Source organism: Kitasatospora sp. NPDC052896, from assembly GCF_044547075.1.
Lineage (GTDB): Bacteria > Actinomycetota > Actinomycetes > Streptomycetales > Streptomycetaceae > Kitasatospora.
Genome location: NZ_JBITZU010000004.1, coordinates 369,006 through 385,237, shown reverse-complemented (window position 1 = coordinate 385,237; position 16,232 = coordinate 369,006). Strand labels below are relative to the sequence as shown.

The following is a 16,232-nucleotide window of genomic DNA, read 5'->3' as shown; positions in this document are numbered from 1 at the left end:
CGGTGGCGGATCCCAGGGTTGCCCTACGGCGGGACCTTGCATGTCGCGAAGGTAGCCAGCCGCCCCGCACCCGGTGGGCCTGATCTCGTGAAGTTGACCCTTCAAGGGGACTGCGGCCCGGCTCGCCGTACGTTCGGCGAACTCATGTTCCCGTTCGTGCGGCTCGCCGGGGCGTCAGGCCGCCAGGTAGCGGCGGAGCAGCAGTTTGCACTCGGCGATCAGCGCCGGATCGCCGTCCCGGTCGTGCTGGAAGGCGAGTTTGAGTATCGCGTCCGCGCACTCCAGGGCCACCCGCAGGGCGAGCGGCGAGGGCCCTCGGCCGTGCGCCGAGAGGTGATCGGAGGTGAGCCGGTGCAGGTGCTCGGCCACCGTGCTGTTGTTGTCGAGGCTGAGATCGAGGAAGTGCTCGACGTCGGTCAGCGCCGGGGGTGTTGGGCCGGTGAGCCCGAAGTCCAGCGCGCCGAAGCCCGGCACCGCGCGCTTCATCGCGACGAACTCCTCCACCGCCAGGTCGACGAACCCGCCGATGTCGCGTGGCGCCTCCGCCTCCAGCCGGCGGGTCAGCCGGTCCAGGTACCGGTTCAGGTTGCGCCGGGCCAGGGCCGCCAGCAGGCTCTGCTTGCCGGTGAAGAACTGGTACAGCGTGCCGATCGGCACCTGGGCCCGGGCGGCGGTCTCCTTGGTGGTGAGTGCGGCGGCGCCCACCTCGTCGAGCAGTTCGGCGCAGGCGTCCAGTACCCGCTCCAGGCGAAGCTGGCTGCGTTGTTGCACGGGCCGGCGACGCAGTTCGGTGTCCGCGTTGCCGCCCGCCGCCACTCGCCTGCCGCCGTCAGTTCCCAATCCGCCCACCTCGCCCGCTCGTTCGTGGCCCACCACTGTGCCGCATCCGGTGTTCGTCGCGCGAATCCTGTCATGAGCTAGGCTCATGTTCGAGCCAGGTGCCGCCGCGACGGCGGACCCGACCTGACCGCCGATCCCGGCGGCTCGGCCGCGCTCGCGGGCCTGGGCGCCCGGGCAGCGGCAGTTCACGGCCGGCCGAACTGCCGCTCTCCTGCCTCGTGCACTGCCCTTGCCGGGGGGTCGGGCCCGGTTGGCTTGTGGGCATGGCCGAGTTGAAGAGTTCGCCGCTGAGTCCGGAACCGCTGTCGGAACCCGCACCGCGCTCGGGGCCCGTCCCCGGGGCGCCCGCCTGTCTGGAGCTGATCGCCGCCGTCGCCCGGCGCACCCCGTCGCGGCCGGCGATCCGGCTGGCGGGCCGCGCCATCGACTACGGCGAGCTGGAGCGGCGCAGTGCGGCACTGGCCGGACGGCTGGCGGAGCTGGTGCCCGGCCCCGGTGGGGTGGTCGGGGTGCGGGCGGCGGACCGGGTGGCGTACGTCGTCGCGCTGCTGGCCGCGTTGAAGGCCGGCGTCGCCTTCCTGCCGCTCGACCCCGAGGCGCCGCGGGCCCGGGTGGCGGCGATCCTCGCGGACAGCGGGGCGGTCCTGCTGCCCGACGACGCCGCGGGGGCCACTGCGGTCGTCCGGCCGATCGCGGACCCGGGCGAGGTCGCCTACGTCATCTACACCTCGGGGACGACCGGGACGCCCAAGGGCGTGGCCGTCAGCCGCGGGCCGCTGGACGGACATCTCGCCACCGCGCGGGAGCGGTTCGGGATCACGGCGGACGATGTGGTGCTCCAGTTCAGCGCGCCGTACGTGGACGTCTGGGTCGAGCAGGTGCTCACCGCGCTGACCGCCGGGGCCTGCCTGGCGATGACCGGGGCACGGGTGACCGCGCCGGCGGAGCTGGCCGCGCTGATCCGGCGCGAGGGCGTCACGGTGGCGAACCTGCCGGCCGGGTACTGGCAGGAGTTCACGGCGTCGCTCGGCCACTACGCGGCCGAGTTGGCGAGCCTGCGGCTGATGGTCTGCGGCAGTGACACCATGCCCGCCGCCTCGGCCGCGCGCTGGCTGCGGGAGACCGGGATACCGCTGCTGAACGCCTACGGGCCGACCGAGGCGGTGATCACCAGCCTGGTGCACGAGGTGCGCGCCGCCGAGGCGGGCCGCCCGGTGCCGATCGGCCGGGTCATCGGCGAGCGGGAACTCCACGTGCTGGACGAGGAGTTGAACGAGGTCCCGGTCGGGGGGAGCGGGGAGCTGTGCATCGGCGGGGCGGCACTGGCGGTCGGCTACCTGAACCGGCCCGGCCTGACGGCGCAGCGTTTCGTGCCCGATCCGTTCAGCCCGGTGCCGGGGGCGCGGATGTACCGGACCGGCGACCTGGTGCGCCGACTGCCGGACGGCACCGTGGAGTTCATCGGTCGGCGGGACGGCCAGGTGAAGGTGCGCGGCTACCGGATCGAGCCGGGGGAGATCGAGAGCGCGCTGGCCGCGCATCCGCGGGTGGCGACCTGCGCGGTGACCGTGTACGAGCCGGCCCCGGGGGAGAAGCGGCTGGCGGCGTACGTCACGGTCGAGGGGAGGAGCCTGCCGCGGCCGGACGAACTCCAGGTCCACCTGCGGGCGGCGCTGCCCGAGTACATGGTGCCGGCCAGCTTCACGGTGCTGCCCGCGCTGCCGCTGACGGCGGGCGGCAAGATCGACCGCCGCGCGCTGCCGGCCCCGGTGGAGGCCCGGACGGACGCGCCGACCCCCGCGCGGCACGACGCGCCGGCCAGCGACTTGGAGCGCCTGATCGCCGACGTCTGGTCCGAGATCCTCGGCGTGGACGGAATCGGTCTGGACGAGAACTTCTTCAACCTCGGCGGGGACTCCCTCACCGCCCTGCGGGTCGCGGGCCGGATGCTGGAGACCCCGTACGCGGCCGTCTCCCACGTCACCGTCTTCGAGGCGCCGACCGTGCGGGAACTGGCGGCGGCGATGGTCGCGGCGAGCGCGCCGGCCGCGGGACCGGAGCTGACCCGGCGGCAGGCCGCGACGGCGCCACTGTCCGGACTGCAGCGCGGCCTGTGGACGCACGCCCAGTTCAACCCGGACTCGACGGCCTACAACATCCCGTGGGTCTTCGAACTGGACGGCCCGGTCGATCTGCCGGCGCTCCAGCTGGCGCTGGACGCGCTGGTCGCCCGGCACGAGGTGCTGCGCACCACCTTCGCCGCCGAGCGCGGCGAACCGCGCCAGCTGATCCACGCCCAGTGGCCGGCCTCGATCGCCCTCACCGACCTGACCGGCCGCCCGGAAGGGGAGCGGGAGGCCGTCGCGACGGCGGCGATCGAGCAGGACGCCCGAGCGGCCTTCAGCCTGGCCGACGGGCCGCTCTTCCGGGTGCGGCTGATCCGGCACGGCGCCGAGCGCAGCACCCTGGTCGCGGTCTTCCACCACATCATCTGGGACGAGTCGTCGCTGGGCGTCTTCGAAGGCGAGTTGGGCGAGCTGTACGCCGCCGCGCTCGCCGGGAGCGAGCCGCGACTGCCCCAACTCCCCTTGCAGTACGCCGACTACAGCAGCTGGCAGGACGAGGCGCCGCAGCAGCGGCACCTCGACTACTGGGCCGGGCAGCTGCGCGGTGCTCCGCCGGTCACCGCACTGCCCGTCGACCGCCCGCGTGGCGAGCAGGACGCGCCGCGCGGGGACAGCCACCGCTTCGAGATCCCGGCCGAGACCGCCGAGCGGATCCGCGAGCTGGCCCGCGCCGAGGACGCCACGCCGTTCACCGTGCTGCTGGCCGCCTTCGCCGCGCTGGTCCATCGCCGCACCCAGGGCGAGGACCTGGTGATCGGCACGCCGGTCACCACCCGTAGCCGGACGGAACTCGACGGTCTGATCGGCTACTTCGTCAACATGCTGCCGCTGCGGCTGAACGTCGGTGCGCGGCAAGGATTCCGCGACCTGGTCCGGCACGTCCGCGACACCTCCTTCGACGCCCACGCGCACCGGGACACCCCGCTGGACAGCATCGTCAACGCGGTGCTGGACGATCGCCGGCTCGACGTCAGCCCGCTCTTCCAGACCGCCTTCGAGCTGCATCCGGGCAACGGATCGGTGTTCCGGCTGGGCACCTCGAGCGGCACCCGGCGGCTGCACGCGCACCAAGTGGCCAAGTTCGAGCAGGTCTGGATGATCGAGGACCCCGGTACGGCGCTGCGCGGCTGGATCGAGTTCGACGCGCGGCTGTACGACCGGGCCACGGTCGCCGGGTTCTGCCGGGAGTGGATCGAGTCGCTCACCCGGTACACCGAGGACCCCGCTGCCCGGATCGGCGAGCCGGTCGCCGCCGCCCGGACGGTGGTCGAGCTCTTCGAGGAGCGGGTGCGGGCCTGCCCGGAGGCCGTGGCGCTGGTCCAGCCGGGGACGGGAGAGTGGTCGTACCAGGAGTTGAACGCGCGGGCGAACCAGGTGGCCTGGTGGTTGCGGGGTCACGGGGTGGGGGTGGGGGACCGGGTGGGGCTGCATCTGGCGCGGTCGCTGGAGTGCGTGGCGGCGATGTTGGGGGTGCTGAAGGCGGGGGCGGCGTACGTGCCGCTGGAGCCGGGGGTGCCTGCCGAGCGGTTGGCGCACTTCGTGCGGGACGCGGCACCGGTGCTGGTGGTGAGCGCCGATCCGGTGACGGCGGCGGGTCTCGGGGTGCCGGTGCTGGACCTGGCGGCCCCGGAATTGACTTACCATCAGATGGTGGATCCGCGCGTCGAGTTGTCGCCTCAGGACGCGTTCTACGTGCCGTACACCTCGGGCTCCACGGGTGTGCCGAAGGGCACGCTGGTGCCGCACCGCGCGGTGCCGGGGTTCTTCGCGGGGCAGGGGTACGCCTGCTGGGGACCCGGGTCGACGGCGGTCCTGCACTCGGCGCTGAGCTGGGACGGGCACGTGCTGGACCTGTACCCGGCATTGCTCTCCGGTGGCCGGGTACTGATCCCGGAGCCGGGCGACACCGACCCGATCAGCGTCGCGCAGTTCGCGGCCGACCACGGCGCGACCGTCCTGCTGCTCAGCGCCGCGGCCTTCGGCGCGGTCGTCACGGCCGACCCGGGCCTGCTGGAGAACCTGCGGGACCTGCTCCTCGGCGGCGACCGGATTCCCGCCGACCACTTCCGCCGGATGCTGACCGAGCTGCCCGGGGTCAACGTGGTGCACCTCTACGGCCCGTCCGAGGCGACGGTGGCCGCCACCATGCACCAGGTTCGGCCGGGTGATCTGGAGCGGACGGTGGTGCCGATCGGCCGCGCGGTGGGCGACCGGACCGTCCACGTGCTGGACGAGCGGCTGCGGCCCAGCGCGGACGGCGAGGAGGGCGAACTGTACATCGCTGGACCGGCGTTGGGTCACGGCTACCTCAACCGGGCCGCCCTGACGGCGCGGAGCTTCCTGCCCGACCCGTTCGGCACCGAACCGGGTGCGCGGCTCTACCGGACCGGTGACCTGGTGCGCCGACTGCCCGACGGCACCGTGGAGTTCATCGGTCGGCGGGACGGCCAGGTGAAGGTGCGCGGCTACCGGATCGAGTTGGGCGAGATCGAGAACGCGCTCGCCGCCCACCCGCTGGTCGGCACCTGCGCGGTGACCGTGTACGAGCCGGCCCCCGGGGAGAAGAGGCTGGCGGCCTACGTCACGGCCGAGGGGAACGGCCTCCCGCGGACGGACGAACTCCGGCGCCGCCTGCTGGCGACGTTGCCCGAGTACATGGTGCCCGCGAGCTTCACCCTGCTGCCCGAACTCCCGTTGACCGCCCACGGGAAGGTCGACCGCAGGGCGTTGCCCGCCCCCGACGCCGGGCGGCCACAGGACCCGGCCGCAGGTCACCAGGCGCCCACCGGCGAGCTGGAGCGGTGCGTCGCCGAGGCCTGGTCCGAGGTGCTGGGCGTGCGGGACATCGGCGTCGACGACAACTTCTTCCAGCTCGGCGGGGACTCCCTGCGCGCGGTCCGGGTCGCGGTGCTGCTGGCCGAGACGCTGGCGCGGGAGGTACCGCCCCGGCTGATCTTCAGCTGCAAGACCGTCTCGGCCCTCGCCGCCCAACTGGCCTGACGCCGGCCCACAGAATTGGAGTGATCATGGGCAACTACCATGCCTTGACCCGGCTGCACGCCGACCGGGCGCCGGTCTCCGGTCTGCAACGCGGGCTCTGGTTCCTCGACCAGCTCACCCCGGGCAGCGCCGCCTACAACATCCCGTGGGTGCTCGACCTCGACGGGCCGGTCGACCTGACGGTGCTCCAACGGGCACTGGACGCGATCCTCGCCCGGCACGAGGCGCTGCGCACCACCTTCGCCGTCGAGCGTGACGAGCCCTGCCAGCGGGTCCATGCCCGGCTGCCGGTCCCGATCGCGCTGACCGACCTGGGCGCTCTGCCGGCCGACCAGCGGGCGGCCGCGGCCGCCGCGACCGTGGCGCAGGACGCCCGGGAGCCGTTCAGCCTCGCCGAGGGCCCGCTGCTGCGGGTCAGGCTGATCCGGCACGCCGCCGGCTCCACCGGGCACACCGCGGACGGACACGGGGAGGAACGGAGCACCGTCGTCGCGGTCTTCCACCACATCGTCTGGGACGAGCGGTCGATGGACCTGTTCGAGCGGGAGCTGACCGAGCTCTACGACGCGGCGCTGACCGATCGCACCCCGGACCTGCCCGAACTGCCCGTGCAGTACGCCGACTACAGCGCCTGGGAGCGGTCCACCCCGCGCGAGCGGGAACTGGCCTACTGGCGGCAGCGGCTGAGCGGCGCACCGGCGGTCACCACGCTGCCCGCCGACCGGTCCCGCCCCGCCCGGGCCAGCGCCCACGGGGACACCTACCACTACGAGTTGGCGCCCGGCACCGCGGCCCGGGTGGGCGAGCTGGCCCGCTCGCTCGGGGCCACCCCGTTCACCGTGCTGCTGGCCGCCTTCGCCACGCTGGTCCACCGGGTCACCCGGGAGCAGGACCTGGTGATCGGCACTCCGGTGTCCACCCGCAGCCGGCCCGAACTCGACCACCTGATGGGCTACTTCGTCAACGTGCTGCCGCTGCGCCTGCGGGCCGGGGCGGAGGTCACCTTCCGCGAGCTGGTCGAGCAGGCCCGGGACACCTCCTTCGACGCCTACGGCCACCTGGACACCCCGTTCGACGGCATCGTCAACGAGATGGCGGTCGACCGGGCGGGCAACCACCCGCCGCTGGTGCAGCTGCTGTTCGGCGCGCACACCCAGGACCCGGCCGAGCTCCGGCTCGGTGCCGCCACCGGTCGCGCCCGGTCGCAGCCCAACGGAACCACCAAGTTCGACCTGATCTGGTCCACCTACGACGACGGCGAGCTGCACGGCGAGGTGGAGTTCAGCACCGACCTGTTCGACCGGGACACCATCGCCCGACTGGCCGCCGCCTGGCGGGAGTTGCTCGACCAGGCGGTCACCTCACCGGACACCCCGCTCGGCGTGCTCGGTCTGGTGCCGGAAGCCGGGCTCCCGACTCTGCTGCCCCGGCCCGCCGAACCGGCCGGTGTCGCCCTCCCGCTGCACCGCGGCTTCGAGCAGCGGGTCGACCGGGCGCCCACCGCCGTCGCGCTCACCGACGGTACCCGCTCGCTCAGTTACGCGGAGCTGGACGCGCAGGCCAACCGGCTGGCCCACCACCTGTACGCGGCCGGGGTGCGACGCGGCGACCGGGTCGGCCTCTACCTGGACCGCACGGTGGACGCCGTGGTGGCGATCGTCGCCGTGCTCAAGACCGGCGCGGCCTACGTCCCGGTCGACCTCACGGCGCCCGCCGAGCGGCTGGCCTTCGCCTTCGCCGACGCCCGGGTGCGGGTGGTGGTGACCGACCAGCCGGACGGCGCGGCCGACGGCCCCTGGCGGACCGTGCACCTGCGGCGGGAGGCCGACGCGATCGCGCACCGCCCCGCGCACCGGCCCCAGGCGGCGGCCACCGCCGACGACGCCGCCTACCTCATCTTCACCTCGGGCTCCACCGGGCGACCCAAGGGGGTGCAGATCGCCCACCGGAGCGTCGGCGAGTTGATGGCCGCCACCGCCGGACGGCTCGGGATCGGTGCCGGCGACGTGGCCACGCTCTTCCACTCCTACGCCTTCGACGTCTCCGTGTGGGAGATCTGGAGCGCGTTGCTGCACGGCGGCAAGCTGGTCGTGGTCCCCTACCTGACCTGCCGCTCGCCCGAGGAGTTCGCCGCGCTGCTGGCCCACCAGCGGGTCACCCTGCTCTCCCAGACCCCCTCCGCGTTCCGGCAGTTGACCACCGAGCTGGACGAGCGCCCGCGCCCGCTGCCGGAGCTGCGCTGGGTCCTGCTGGCCGGCGAGGCACTGGATCCGCCCGCCGTGCGGCGCTGGTTCGAGCTGCCGCAGCCGCCGCCCGCCGTGCTGTGCAACCTGTACGGCACCACGGAGACCACGGTGCACGCCACCGCCCACGACATCGGCGCGGACACCGCGCGGGACTTCGACCGCAGCCAGGTCGGCTCGGTGCTGCCGCACCTGACCCAGGTGGTGCTCGACGACCGGCTGCGGCCGGTGCCGGTCGGCGTCCCGGGTGAACTCTTCGTCGGCGGCGAGGCGTTGGCGCACGGATACCTGAACCGGCCCGGCCTGACGGCGCAGCGCTTCCTGCCCGACCCGTTCAGCCCGCTGCCGGGGGCCCGCATGTACCGCACCGGGGACCTGGTGCGCCGGCTGCCCGACGGCGGGCTGGAGTACCTCGGCCGGCGGGACGGGCAGGTGAAGGTCCGGGGCTACCGGATCGAGCTGGGGGAGATCGAGAGCGCGCTCGCCGCCCACCCGTCCGTGGCCACCTGTGCGGTCACCGTCCACGAACCCGAGCCGGGCGACCGCCGGTTGGCCGCCTACCTCACCAGCGCACCGGAGGGTGAGCCGGAGCCGGCCGAGCTGCGGCGCCACCTGCGGACCACGCTGCCGGAGTACATGGTCCCGGCCAGCTTCACCGTGCTGCCCTCGCTGCCACTGACCACCAACGGCAAGATCGACCGGGCCGCGCTACCGGAGCCGTCCGCGGCCCTGGTGATCCGTGCCGGGGGCGAGCGGCTCGCGCCGAGCGGTGAACTGGAGGTCCTGGTGGCCAAGATCTGGTCCCAGGTGCTGGATGTGGCCGAGCTCGGCGTCCACGACAACTTCTTCCACCTGGGTGGGGATTCGCTGCGCGCGGTGCGGGTGGCGAGTGCGCTGCGGGCGGCGGGCTGGAGCGTGCGGCTGCAGGACTTCTTCGCCGAGCCGACCGTGGCGGCGCTGGCCAAGGTGACCACGCCGGACCTCGAGGGCGCCCAGGAACCCCTGGAGCAGCGGCCGTTCGCGCTGGTCCCGGCGGCCGACCGGGCGGCCCTGCCCGACGGTGTGGTGGACGCCTATCCCACCGTGACCATGCAGGTGGCCATGGCCTACCACATGGAGCTCTCCGGGGGCACCGACAGCTATCACAACGTCAACAGCTACCTGGTCGCCGGCGCCTTCGACCCGACGCTCTTCGAGCAGGCCGTCACCGAGGCGATGGAGCGCCACCCGGTGCTGCGGACCTCGATCGACCTGATGTCCTTCAGCGAGCCGCTCCAGCTGGTGCACGGCACGCTGGCGCCCCCGGTCAAGGTCGCCGACCTGCGGCAACTGCCGCAGCCGGAGCGGCAGGCGGCGGTGCGCCAGGAGTTCGAGCGGCTGCGGAGCACCGGCTTCTCGCTCGGCAGCGCCCCGCTCTTCGCGGTCAGTGCGCACCTGCTCGCGGATGACGCCTTCCAACTGACCATCGCCGAGCACCACGCGATCCTGGACGGCTGGAGCTTCACCTCGCTCCTGTCGGAACTGCTGCGCCGCCACGCCGAGTTGTTGGCGGATCCGTACCGTCCGCCGCTGGCTCCGCCGAAGTCCGGCTTCGGCGAGTTCGTCGCCACCGAGCGCGCGGCCGCGGCCGACCAGGCGGCGCTGGACTTCTGGCGCGACCGGCTGGCGGGCGTGGACGGAACTCTGCGTCCGCGCGCGGATCTCGCCCCGGTGGCGGGGGAGTCGGGCGTGCACAGCACCGAGAGGCTGCTGCGCGGTGTCGGCGCGGTACTGCGGCTGGCCGCGGCCAACAGCGGCGGCACGCCCAAGAGTGTCGCGTTCGCCGCCCACCTGGTGGCGCTCGGCCGGATCACCGGAGCGGCCCGGGTGACCAGCGGGCTGTCGGTCAACGGCCGGTTGGCCAGGGACGGTGGCACCGAGGCGCTCGGCCTCTTCCTGAACACCGTGCCGGTCGGCGCCGCGGTGGAGGGTGACCCGGGCGCGCTGGCCCGGCTGCTGCACGAGCAGGAGACGGCGATGCTGCCCCACCGCCGGATGCCGTTCGCGACGCTGGCCCGGATGATGTCCGGCACCGCGCTGGACGCCAACTTCGGCTTCCTGCGCTTCCACGCGCTGGGCCGGCTCGCCGAGGACACGGCCCAGATCGTGAGCGACAGCCTGCGCTTCGAGCCGACCATGCGGCACGAGCCGACCAACTTCGCGCTCAGCGCGGCCGTGGTGCTGGACCCGACCTCCGACGACGGCCTGCTGCTGGTCGACCACGACCGGGCCAGGCTGCCCGAGCGGGCGGCGGCCGAGTACACGGCGGCCTACCTGGCGGCCCTCGACAACCTCGCGGCCGGCCGCTGACCGTCACGACCCATTGAGAATCCCAGCCAACTGACGAAGTATCAGAAGAGGAGAAGTCGCCATGGACGCTTTCACCGAGTTCGACGTCGTGGTCAACGAGGAGGAGCAGTACTCGCTCTGGCCGGCCGGTCTGGAGCTCCCGCTCGGCTGGCGGGCCGAGGGGACCAGTGGCAGCGAGGCGGACTGCCTGGCCCGGGTCGAGCAGGTCTGGTCGGACATCCGCCCGAAGAGCCTGCGGGACTCGATCGCGCGGCGGCGTGCCGAGGAGTCCGTGTGATGACCGTCGGACTGGAGATCGAGCCCGGGACCCTCCTGGGCAGCACGGGGACGGTGGTCGAGCTCTTCGAGGAGCGGGTGCGGGCCTGCCCGGAGGCCGTGGCGCTGGTCCAGCCGGGGACGGGAGAGTGGTCGTACCAGGAGTTGAACGCGCGGGCGAACCAGGTGGCCTGGTGGTTGCGGGGTCACGGGGTTGGGGTGGGGGACCGGGTGGGGCTGCATCTGGCGCGGTCGCTGGAGTGCGTGGCGGCGATGCTGGGGGTGCTGAAGGCGGGGGCGGCGTACGTGCCGCTGGAGCCGGGGGTGCCTGCCGAGCGGTTGGCGCACTTCGTGCGGGACGCGGCACCGGTGGTCGTGGTCAGCGCCGATCCGGCGGCGGCGCCCCGGTCGGGGGTGCGGGTGCTGGACCTGGCGGACCCGGAGCTGGCCCGGCAGGAGACCCGGAACCCGGGGCTGGAGCTGTCCGCCGAGGACGTGGTGTACGTGCCGTACACCTCGGGCTCCACGGGGACGCCGAAGGGCACGCTGGTGCCGCACCGCGCGGTGCCGGGGTTCTTCGCCGGGGAGCGGTACGCCTACTGGGGCCCCGGGGCCACGGCGGTGCTGCACGCGGCGCTCTCCTGGGACGGCCACATCCTGGATCTGTACCCGGCGTTGCTCTCCGGTGGCCGGGTGCTGGTCCCCGGCCACGGCAACACCGACCCGATCGCCACCGCCCACACCGCGGCCGAGCACGGCGCCAGCGTGCTCTTCCTCACCACGGCGGCCTTCAACCTGCTGGCCCTCACCCAGGGCGGGCCGGCCACGGCCCCGCGGCAGCTGCTCTTCGGTGGCGAGAGCGCCTCCGTCGAGTACACCCGGCAGATCGCGCGTCGCTACCCCGACACCGAACTGGTGCACTGCTACGGCCCGTCCGAGGCGACGGTGTTCACCACCGTGCAGCCGCTGCGGCCCGCCGACCTGGCCGGGGACGTCCTGCCGATCGGGCGGCCGGTCGGCGACCGGATCGTCCACGTGCTGGACGAGCGGCTGCGGCCGACCCCGGACGGTGAGACCGGCGAACTGTACGTCGCCGGCCGGGCGCTCGGCCACGGCTATCTGAACCGGGCCGGCCTGACGGCGCAGAAGTTCCTGCCCGACCCGTTCAGTGCCGAACCCGGTGCGCGGATGTACCGCAGCGGCGACCTGGTGCGCCGACTGCCGGACGGCGGACTGGAGTTCGTCGGACGGCGGGACGGCCAGGTGAAGATCCGGGGCCACCGGGTCGAGCTGGGCGAGATCGAGACCGCGCTCGCCGCGCTCCCCTCGGTGGCCACCTGCGCGGTGACCGTGTACGAGCCGGCGCCCGGCGACAAGCGGCTGGCCGGCTACCTCACGGCCGTCGACGGCGGCAACCCCGAACCGGAGGGGATCCGGGAGCAGCTGCGGGCGACCCTGCCCGAGTACCTGGTCCCGGCCAGTGTCACCGTGCTGCCCGCGCTCCCGCTGACCGCCAACGGGAAGATCGACCGCCGGGCGCTGCCCGTGCCCGACCCCACCGCGGACCGGGCCGCGGCGCGGCTGCGGGAGGACCAGGACGGCGACCCGTTGCAGCGGCTCATCGGCCTGACCTGGGCCCGGTTGCTCGGCGTCGGACAGGTGGCGGCCGGCGACAACTTCCTGACCCTGGGCGGGCATTCGCTGCTCGCGGTGCGGCTGGTCCACGTGCTGCGGGCCGCGCTGGGGGTGGAGGTGACCCTCGGCGGCCTGCTCGCCGCCGCCGACCTGGCGGAGTTCACGGCGGGGGTGCGGGCCGAGCTGGACCGTGCGGCGGTCGAACCCGACCTGCCGCGGCTGCTGCGCAGGCTGGCGCCGTGAGCGCCACCCGGTCGCAGGCCGCCCCGGACGACGTGATGCGGGAGCTGCTGGCCGCCCTGGTCGATCCGGCCACCGGGCCCGCCAGCCCGCTTCCGCAGGGCACCGGCCAGCACGGCGAGGTCCCGCTCACCGAAGGCCAGCGGCAGCTCTGGTTCCTCCAGCAGCTGTGGCCCGAGGCCACCACCTACCACGTGTGCACCGCCCTGCGGCTGCACGGACCGTTGCGCGCCACAGCCCTGGAGCGGGCGCTGGCCGGGCTGGTGGACCGGCATCCGGTGCTGCGGATGAACATCCGCGGCACCGGGCGGCGCGGGCGCCCGCAGGGGGTGGTGCACCCACCCGGCACCGGCCCGGCCGCCCTGGTCGTCGACGGTCCGCCCGGCTGCCCGCCCCAGGAGCGCGAGGCACGGATCCAGCAGGCGGCGCGGGCCGACCTGGCCGTGCCGTTCGACCTCGCCGCCGGCCCGCTGATCAGGGCCCGGCTGCTCCGGTTCGCACCGGAGGACCACGCGCTGGTGCTGACCCTGCACCACCTCGTGGTCGACGGCTGGTCGATGCGGATCATCCTGCGCGACCTGGCCGCGCTCTACTCGGCCGAGGTCGGCGGCCCGCCCGCCGACCTTCCGGAACTCCACCACCAGTACGCCGACTTCGCCGCCTGGCAGCGGAGCGGGCTGAACTCGTCGCCGCGCTACGCGGCCGCGCTCGACCACTGGCGGCGTACCCTGGCCCAGGCGCCGCAGGAGTCGACCCCGCCGCCGGACCGGGCCGCCGCCGCGGCCGGACGACGGGTCGGCCGCTCGCTCCACTTCGACCTGCCGGCCGCCACCGTGCGCGACGTGCGGGCGTTGGCCGCCCGCCAGGCCAGCAGCCCGTTCGCGGTCTGCCACGCGGCGTTCACCCTCTGGCTGGCCCGGGCCACCGGGCGCACCGACCTGGTGGTGGGCGTGCCCAGCTGCGGCCGTCCGTTCCCCGAACTGGACGACGTGGTCGGCTATTTCGTCAACCTGCTACCGCTGCGCAGTGAGCTGCGCACCGAGTCGACCTTCGCCGAGACGGTGCGCGCGGTCCACTCCACCGTCGCCGCCGCGCTCGACCACGACCTGCTGCCCTTCGACCGGATCGTCAGCGCGCTGGGCGTGCCCCGGCGCCCCGGCGTCCAGCCGCTGGTCCAGGTGATGTGCCAACTGGTCGGCGACCGCAGCGTGGGCGGCGACGCCGGGGACTGGCAGGGCCTGGCCGCCGCGGAGTGCCGGATCCTGCACGACGACGAGGCCCGCTTCGACCTCGAACTCGACCTGCGCGAGGAGGGACCCGAGCAGATCCAGGGCTGCCTGACCGTCGACGCCCACCGTTACGGCGAGCGGCGGTCCGAACGGATCCGCGACGAGTACTGCGAACTGCTGGGTCTGTTGAGCCGCCGGCCGGACACCGTGCTCGGCCCGCTGCTGGCCGGTGACTGGCCGCCGACCGGCACTGACGACGCTTTCGAAGGGAACGGACCACGATGACCACCACCGTGCTGAGCCCGTCGGACCGGCCCCAGGTGGTCGACGACTGGTTCCTGCTGCCGGCGCCCGCACCGGCGGCCCGCACCAGGCTGTTCTGCCTGCCGCACGCGGGCGGCGACGCCACGGCCTTCGCCCCGCTGGCCCGCGAACTGGCGCCCGAGATCGAGGTCTGGGGGCTGCGGCTACCGGGCCGCGGCGCCCGGCTGCGCGAACCGCTGCCCACCGACTTCGACGAACTGGTCCGTCAGGTGGTCGCCGCGCTGCTGCCGCACACCCACCCCGGGATCACCTTCGGGCTCTACGGCCAGAGCTTCGGCGCGCTGCTCGGCTACGAGGTGGCCAGGGCGCTCCCGCCGGGGCACCGGCCCCGGTTCTTCGTCCCGGCCTCCGCCCACGCCCCGCAGCGCTGGGCCGCGGAGCTGCCGGAGCAGGTCGACGCGGCCGCCCTGCTCTCCGCCACCGACGCCGACCGGATCATCGAGCAGAACGCCGAACTCAAGGCGCTCACCCTGGCCGTCACCGGCGCGGACCTGGCGTTGTGCCGCGGCTACCGGCACCGGCCCGGCCAACTGCCGCCCGAGGTGCGGCTGCACGCGGTGGTGGGCGCCGACGATCCGCTGGTGGCCGGCCCGGACCTGGCGGCCTGGGGCGCGGTCACCGAGCGCCCGGTGGCGACCACGGTGGTGGCCGGCGGCCACCTGCTCGCGGTGCCCACGGAGCCGGGCCCGGTCGAACTGCTGCGCTCGGTCGCCACGCCGGCGGAGGCGGCCGCGCCGCAGCCCGCCGCCGGCCGCCCCGAGCGGGTGCCGGACCTGGAGCTGGACCTGACCGACACCACCTTCTGGGCGGGCCCCGACGTGGCGGCCCGGATCGACGCGCTGCGGGCCGCCGCGCCTGTGCGGCGGATGAGGGTCGCCGGGGACGGTCCGGTCTGGTCGGTCCTCTCCTACCAACACGCGGCCCAAGTGCTCGGCGACGCCGAGAACTTCAGCTCGCTGGGCGGCTCGCTGCTGGGCACCTCCCCGGACGGCTCGGTGCCGGCCGGCTCCGGCCGGATGATGGCGTTCTGCGACCCGCCGGTCCACCGCACCATCCGCACGCCGCTGACGCCGTTCTTCAACGCGCGCAACACCGCCGGCTACGCGCCCCGGCTGGCCGAGATCGCCGAGCAGGCCGTCCGGGCCGGGCTGGCCCAGGGCGAGGTCAACTTCGTCGACACCATCGCCCCGGTGCCGCTGGCGGTGATGTGCGACCTGCTGGACATCCCGGTGGCGGACCGCGACAAGGTGGTCGAGCTCTCCGACCGCGCCTTCCTGAGCGCCACGCCGCAGGACCGCCGCTCCGCGCACCAGGAGCTGATCCGCCACCTGTTCATGCACACCATCGCCCACCGTGCCCGCCCGGGCGACGATCTGGTCAGCGTGCTGGCCACGCACCGGACGGACGGCAGCCTGCTGCCGATCGAGGACGTGGTGCTGAACCTGGACAACATCCTGGTCGGCGGCGTCCAGACGGTCCGCCACACGGCCGCGATGGGCATGCTCGCGCTGCTGCGCGACCCTCGCCAGCTCCAGGCGCTGTGGGAGGGCGAGATCGAACCGGCGGACGCGGTCGACGAGTTGCTGCGCTGGACCTCATCGGGGCTGCACGTGCTGCGCACCGCGGCCCGGGACGTCCGGCTCGGCAAGGCCGAGATCAAGGCGGGGGAGAAGGTGGTGGTGTGGACCTGGGCGGCCAACCACGATCCGGCCCAGTTCGACCGGCCCGAGGAGCTGCTGCTGGACCGGGCGTCCAACCGGCACCTGGGCCTCGGCTGGGGGCCGCACTTCTGCCTCGGTGCCGCCCTGGCGAGGGCCGAACTCGCCGCGATCTTCACGGCCCTGCGTGACCAGGTGCGCTCGGTCGAGCTGATCGGCCGGCCCCGTCACAACAAGTCGATCATCAACTTCGGCCTGGACGAGCTGCCGGTGCGGCTGGTCGGCCGATGACCGGCGCCACCCGGGTGAGTTCGGGCACAACTGGAGGGGAAA

Annotated in this window: 7 protein-coding genes; 6 read left to right on the top strand and 1 reads right to left on the bottom strand. The window is 74.1% G+C overall.

Going from position 1 to position 16,232, the window contains the following annotated elements; all coding sequences use genetic code 11:
- Positions 1-174: 174 nt before the first annotated feature.
- Positions 175-840, bottom strand: a complete 666-nt coding sequence (locus ACIGXM_RS12500) for a TetR family transcriptional regulator (RefSeq protein ID WP_396559812.1) — start codon at positions 838-840, stop codon at positions 175-177.
- A 263-nt stretch (positions 841-1,103) separates the two neighbouring features.
- Here ACIGXM_RS12500 and ACIGXM_RS12495 point away from each other — a divergent pair, with 263 nt between their 5' ends.
- The 6 genes from ACIGXM_RS12495 (at position 1,104) to ACIGXM_RS12470 (ending at position 16,190) form a co-directional block, all read left to right on the top strand.
- Positions 1,104-5,966, top strand: coding sequence for an amino acid adenylation domain-containing protein (locus tag ACIGXM_RS12495; RefSeq protein ID WP_396559810.1), 4,863 nt, complete (start codon positions 1,104-1,106; stop codon positions 5,964-5,966).
- Positions 5,967-5,992: 26 nt separating this feature from the next.
- Positions 5,993-10,558 (top strand): amino acid adenylation domain-containing protein, encoded by a 4,566-nt coding sequence (locus ACIGXM_RS12490; protein WP_396559808.1) that lies wholly within the window; start codon positions 5,993-5,995, stop codon positions 10,556-10,558.
- 61 nt (positions 10,559-10,619) lie between these two features.
- Positions 10,620-10,835 carry an MbtH family protein gene (locus ACIGXM_RS12485; protein ID WP_396559806.1) on the top strand — a complete coding sequence of 72 codons (216 nt, stop codon included), beginning with the start codon at positions 10,620-10,622 and terminating at the stop codon, positions 10,833-10,835.
- Positions 10,835-12,691, top strand: coding sequence for a non-ribosomal peptide synthetase (locus ACIGXM_RS12480; RefSeq protein ID WP_396559804.1), 1,857 nt, complete (start codon positions 10,835-10,837; stop codon positions 12,689-12,691). The genes ACIGXM_RS12485 and ACIGXM_RS12480 overlap by 1 nt, the downstream gene beginning before the upstream one ends.
- A complete protein-coding gene (locus ACIGXM_RS12475) occupies positions 12,688-14,202 on the top strand; it encodes a condensation domain-containing protein (RefSeq protein WP_396559802.1) in 1,515 nt (504 codons plus the stop codon). The genes ACIGXM_RS12480 and ACIGXM_RS12475 overlap by 4 nt, the downstream gene beginning before the upstream one ends.
- On the top strand, positions 14,199-16,190 hold the full coding sequence (locus ACIGXM_RS12470; RefSeq protein ID WP_396559800.1) for a cytochrome P450: 1,992 nt from the start codon (positions 14,199-14,201) through the stop codon (positions 16,188-16,190). Before ACIGXM_RS12475 ends, ACIGXM_RS12470 begins: the two co-directional genes overlap by 4 nt.
- The last annotated feature ends 42 nt before the right edge of the window (positions 16,191-16,232 follow it).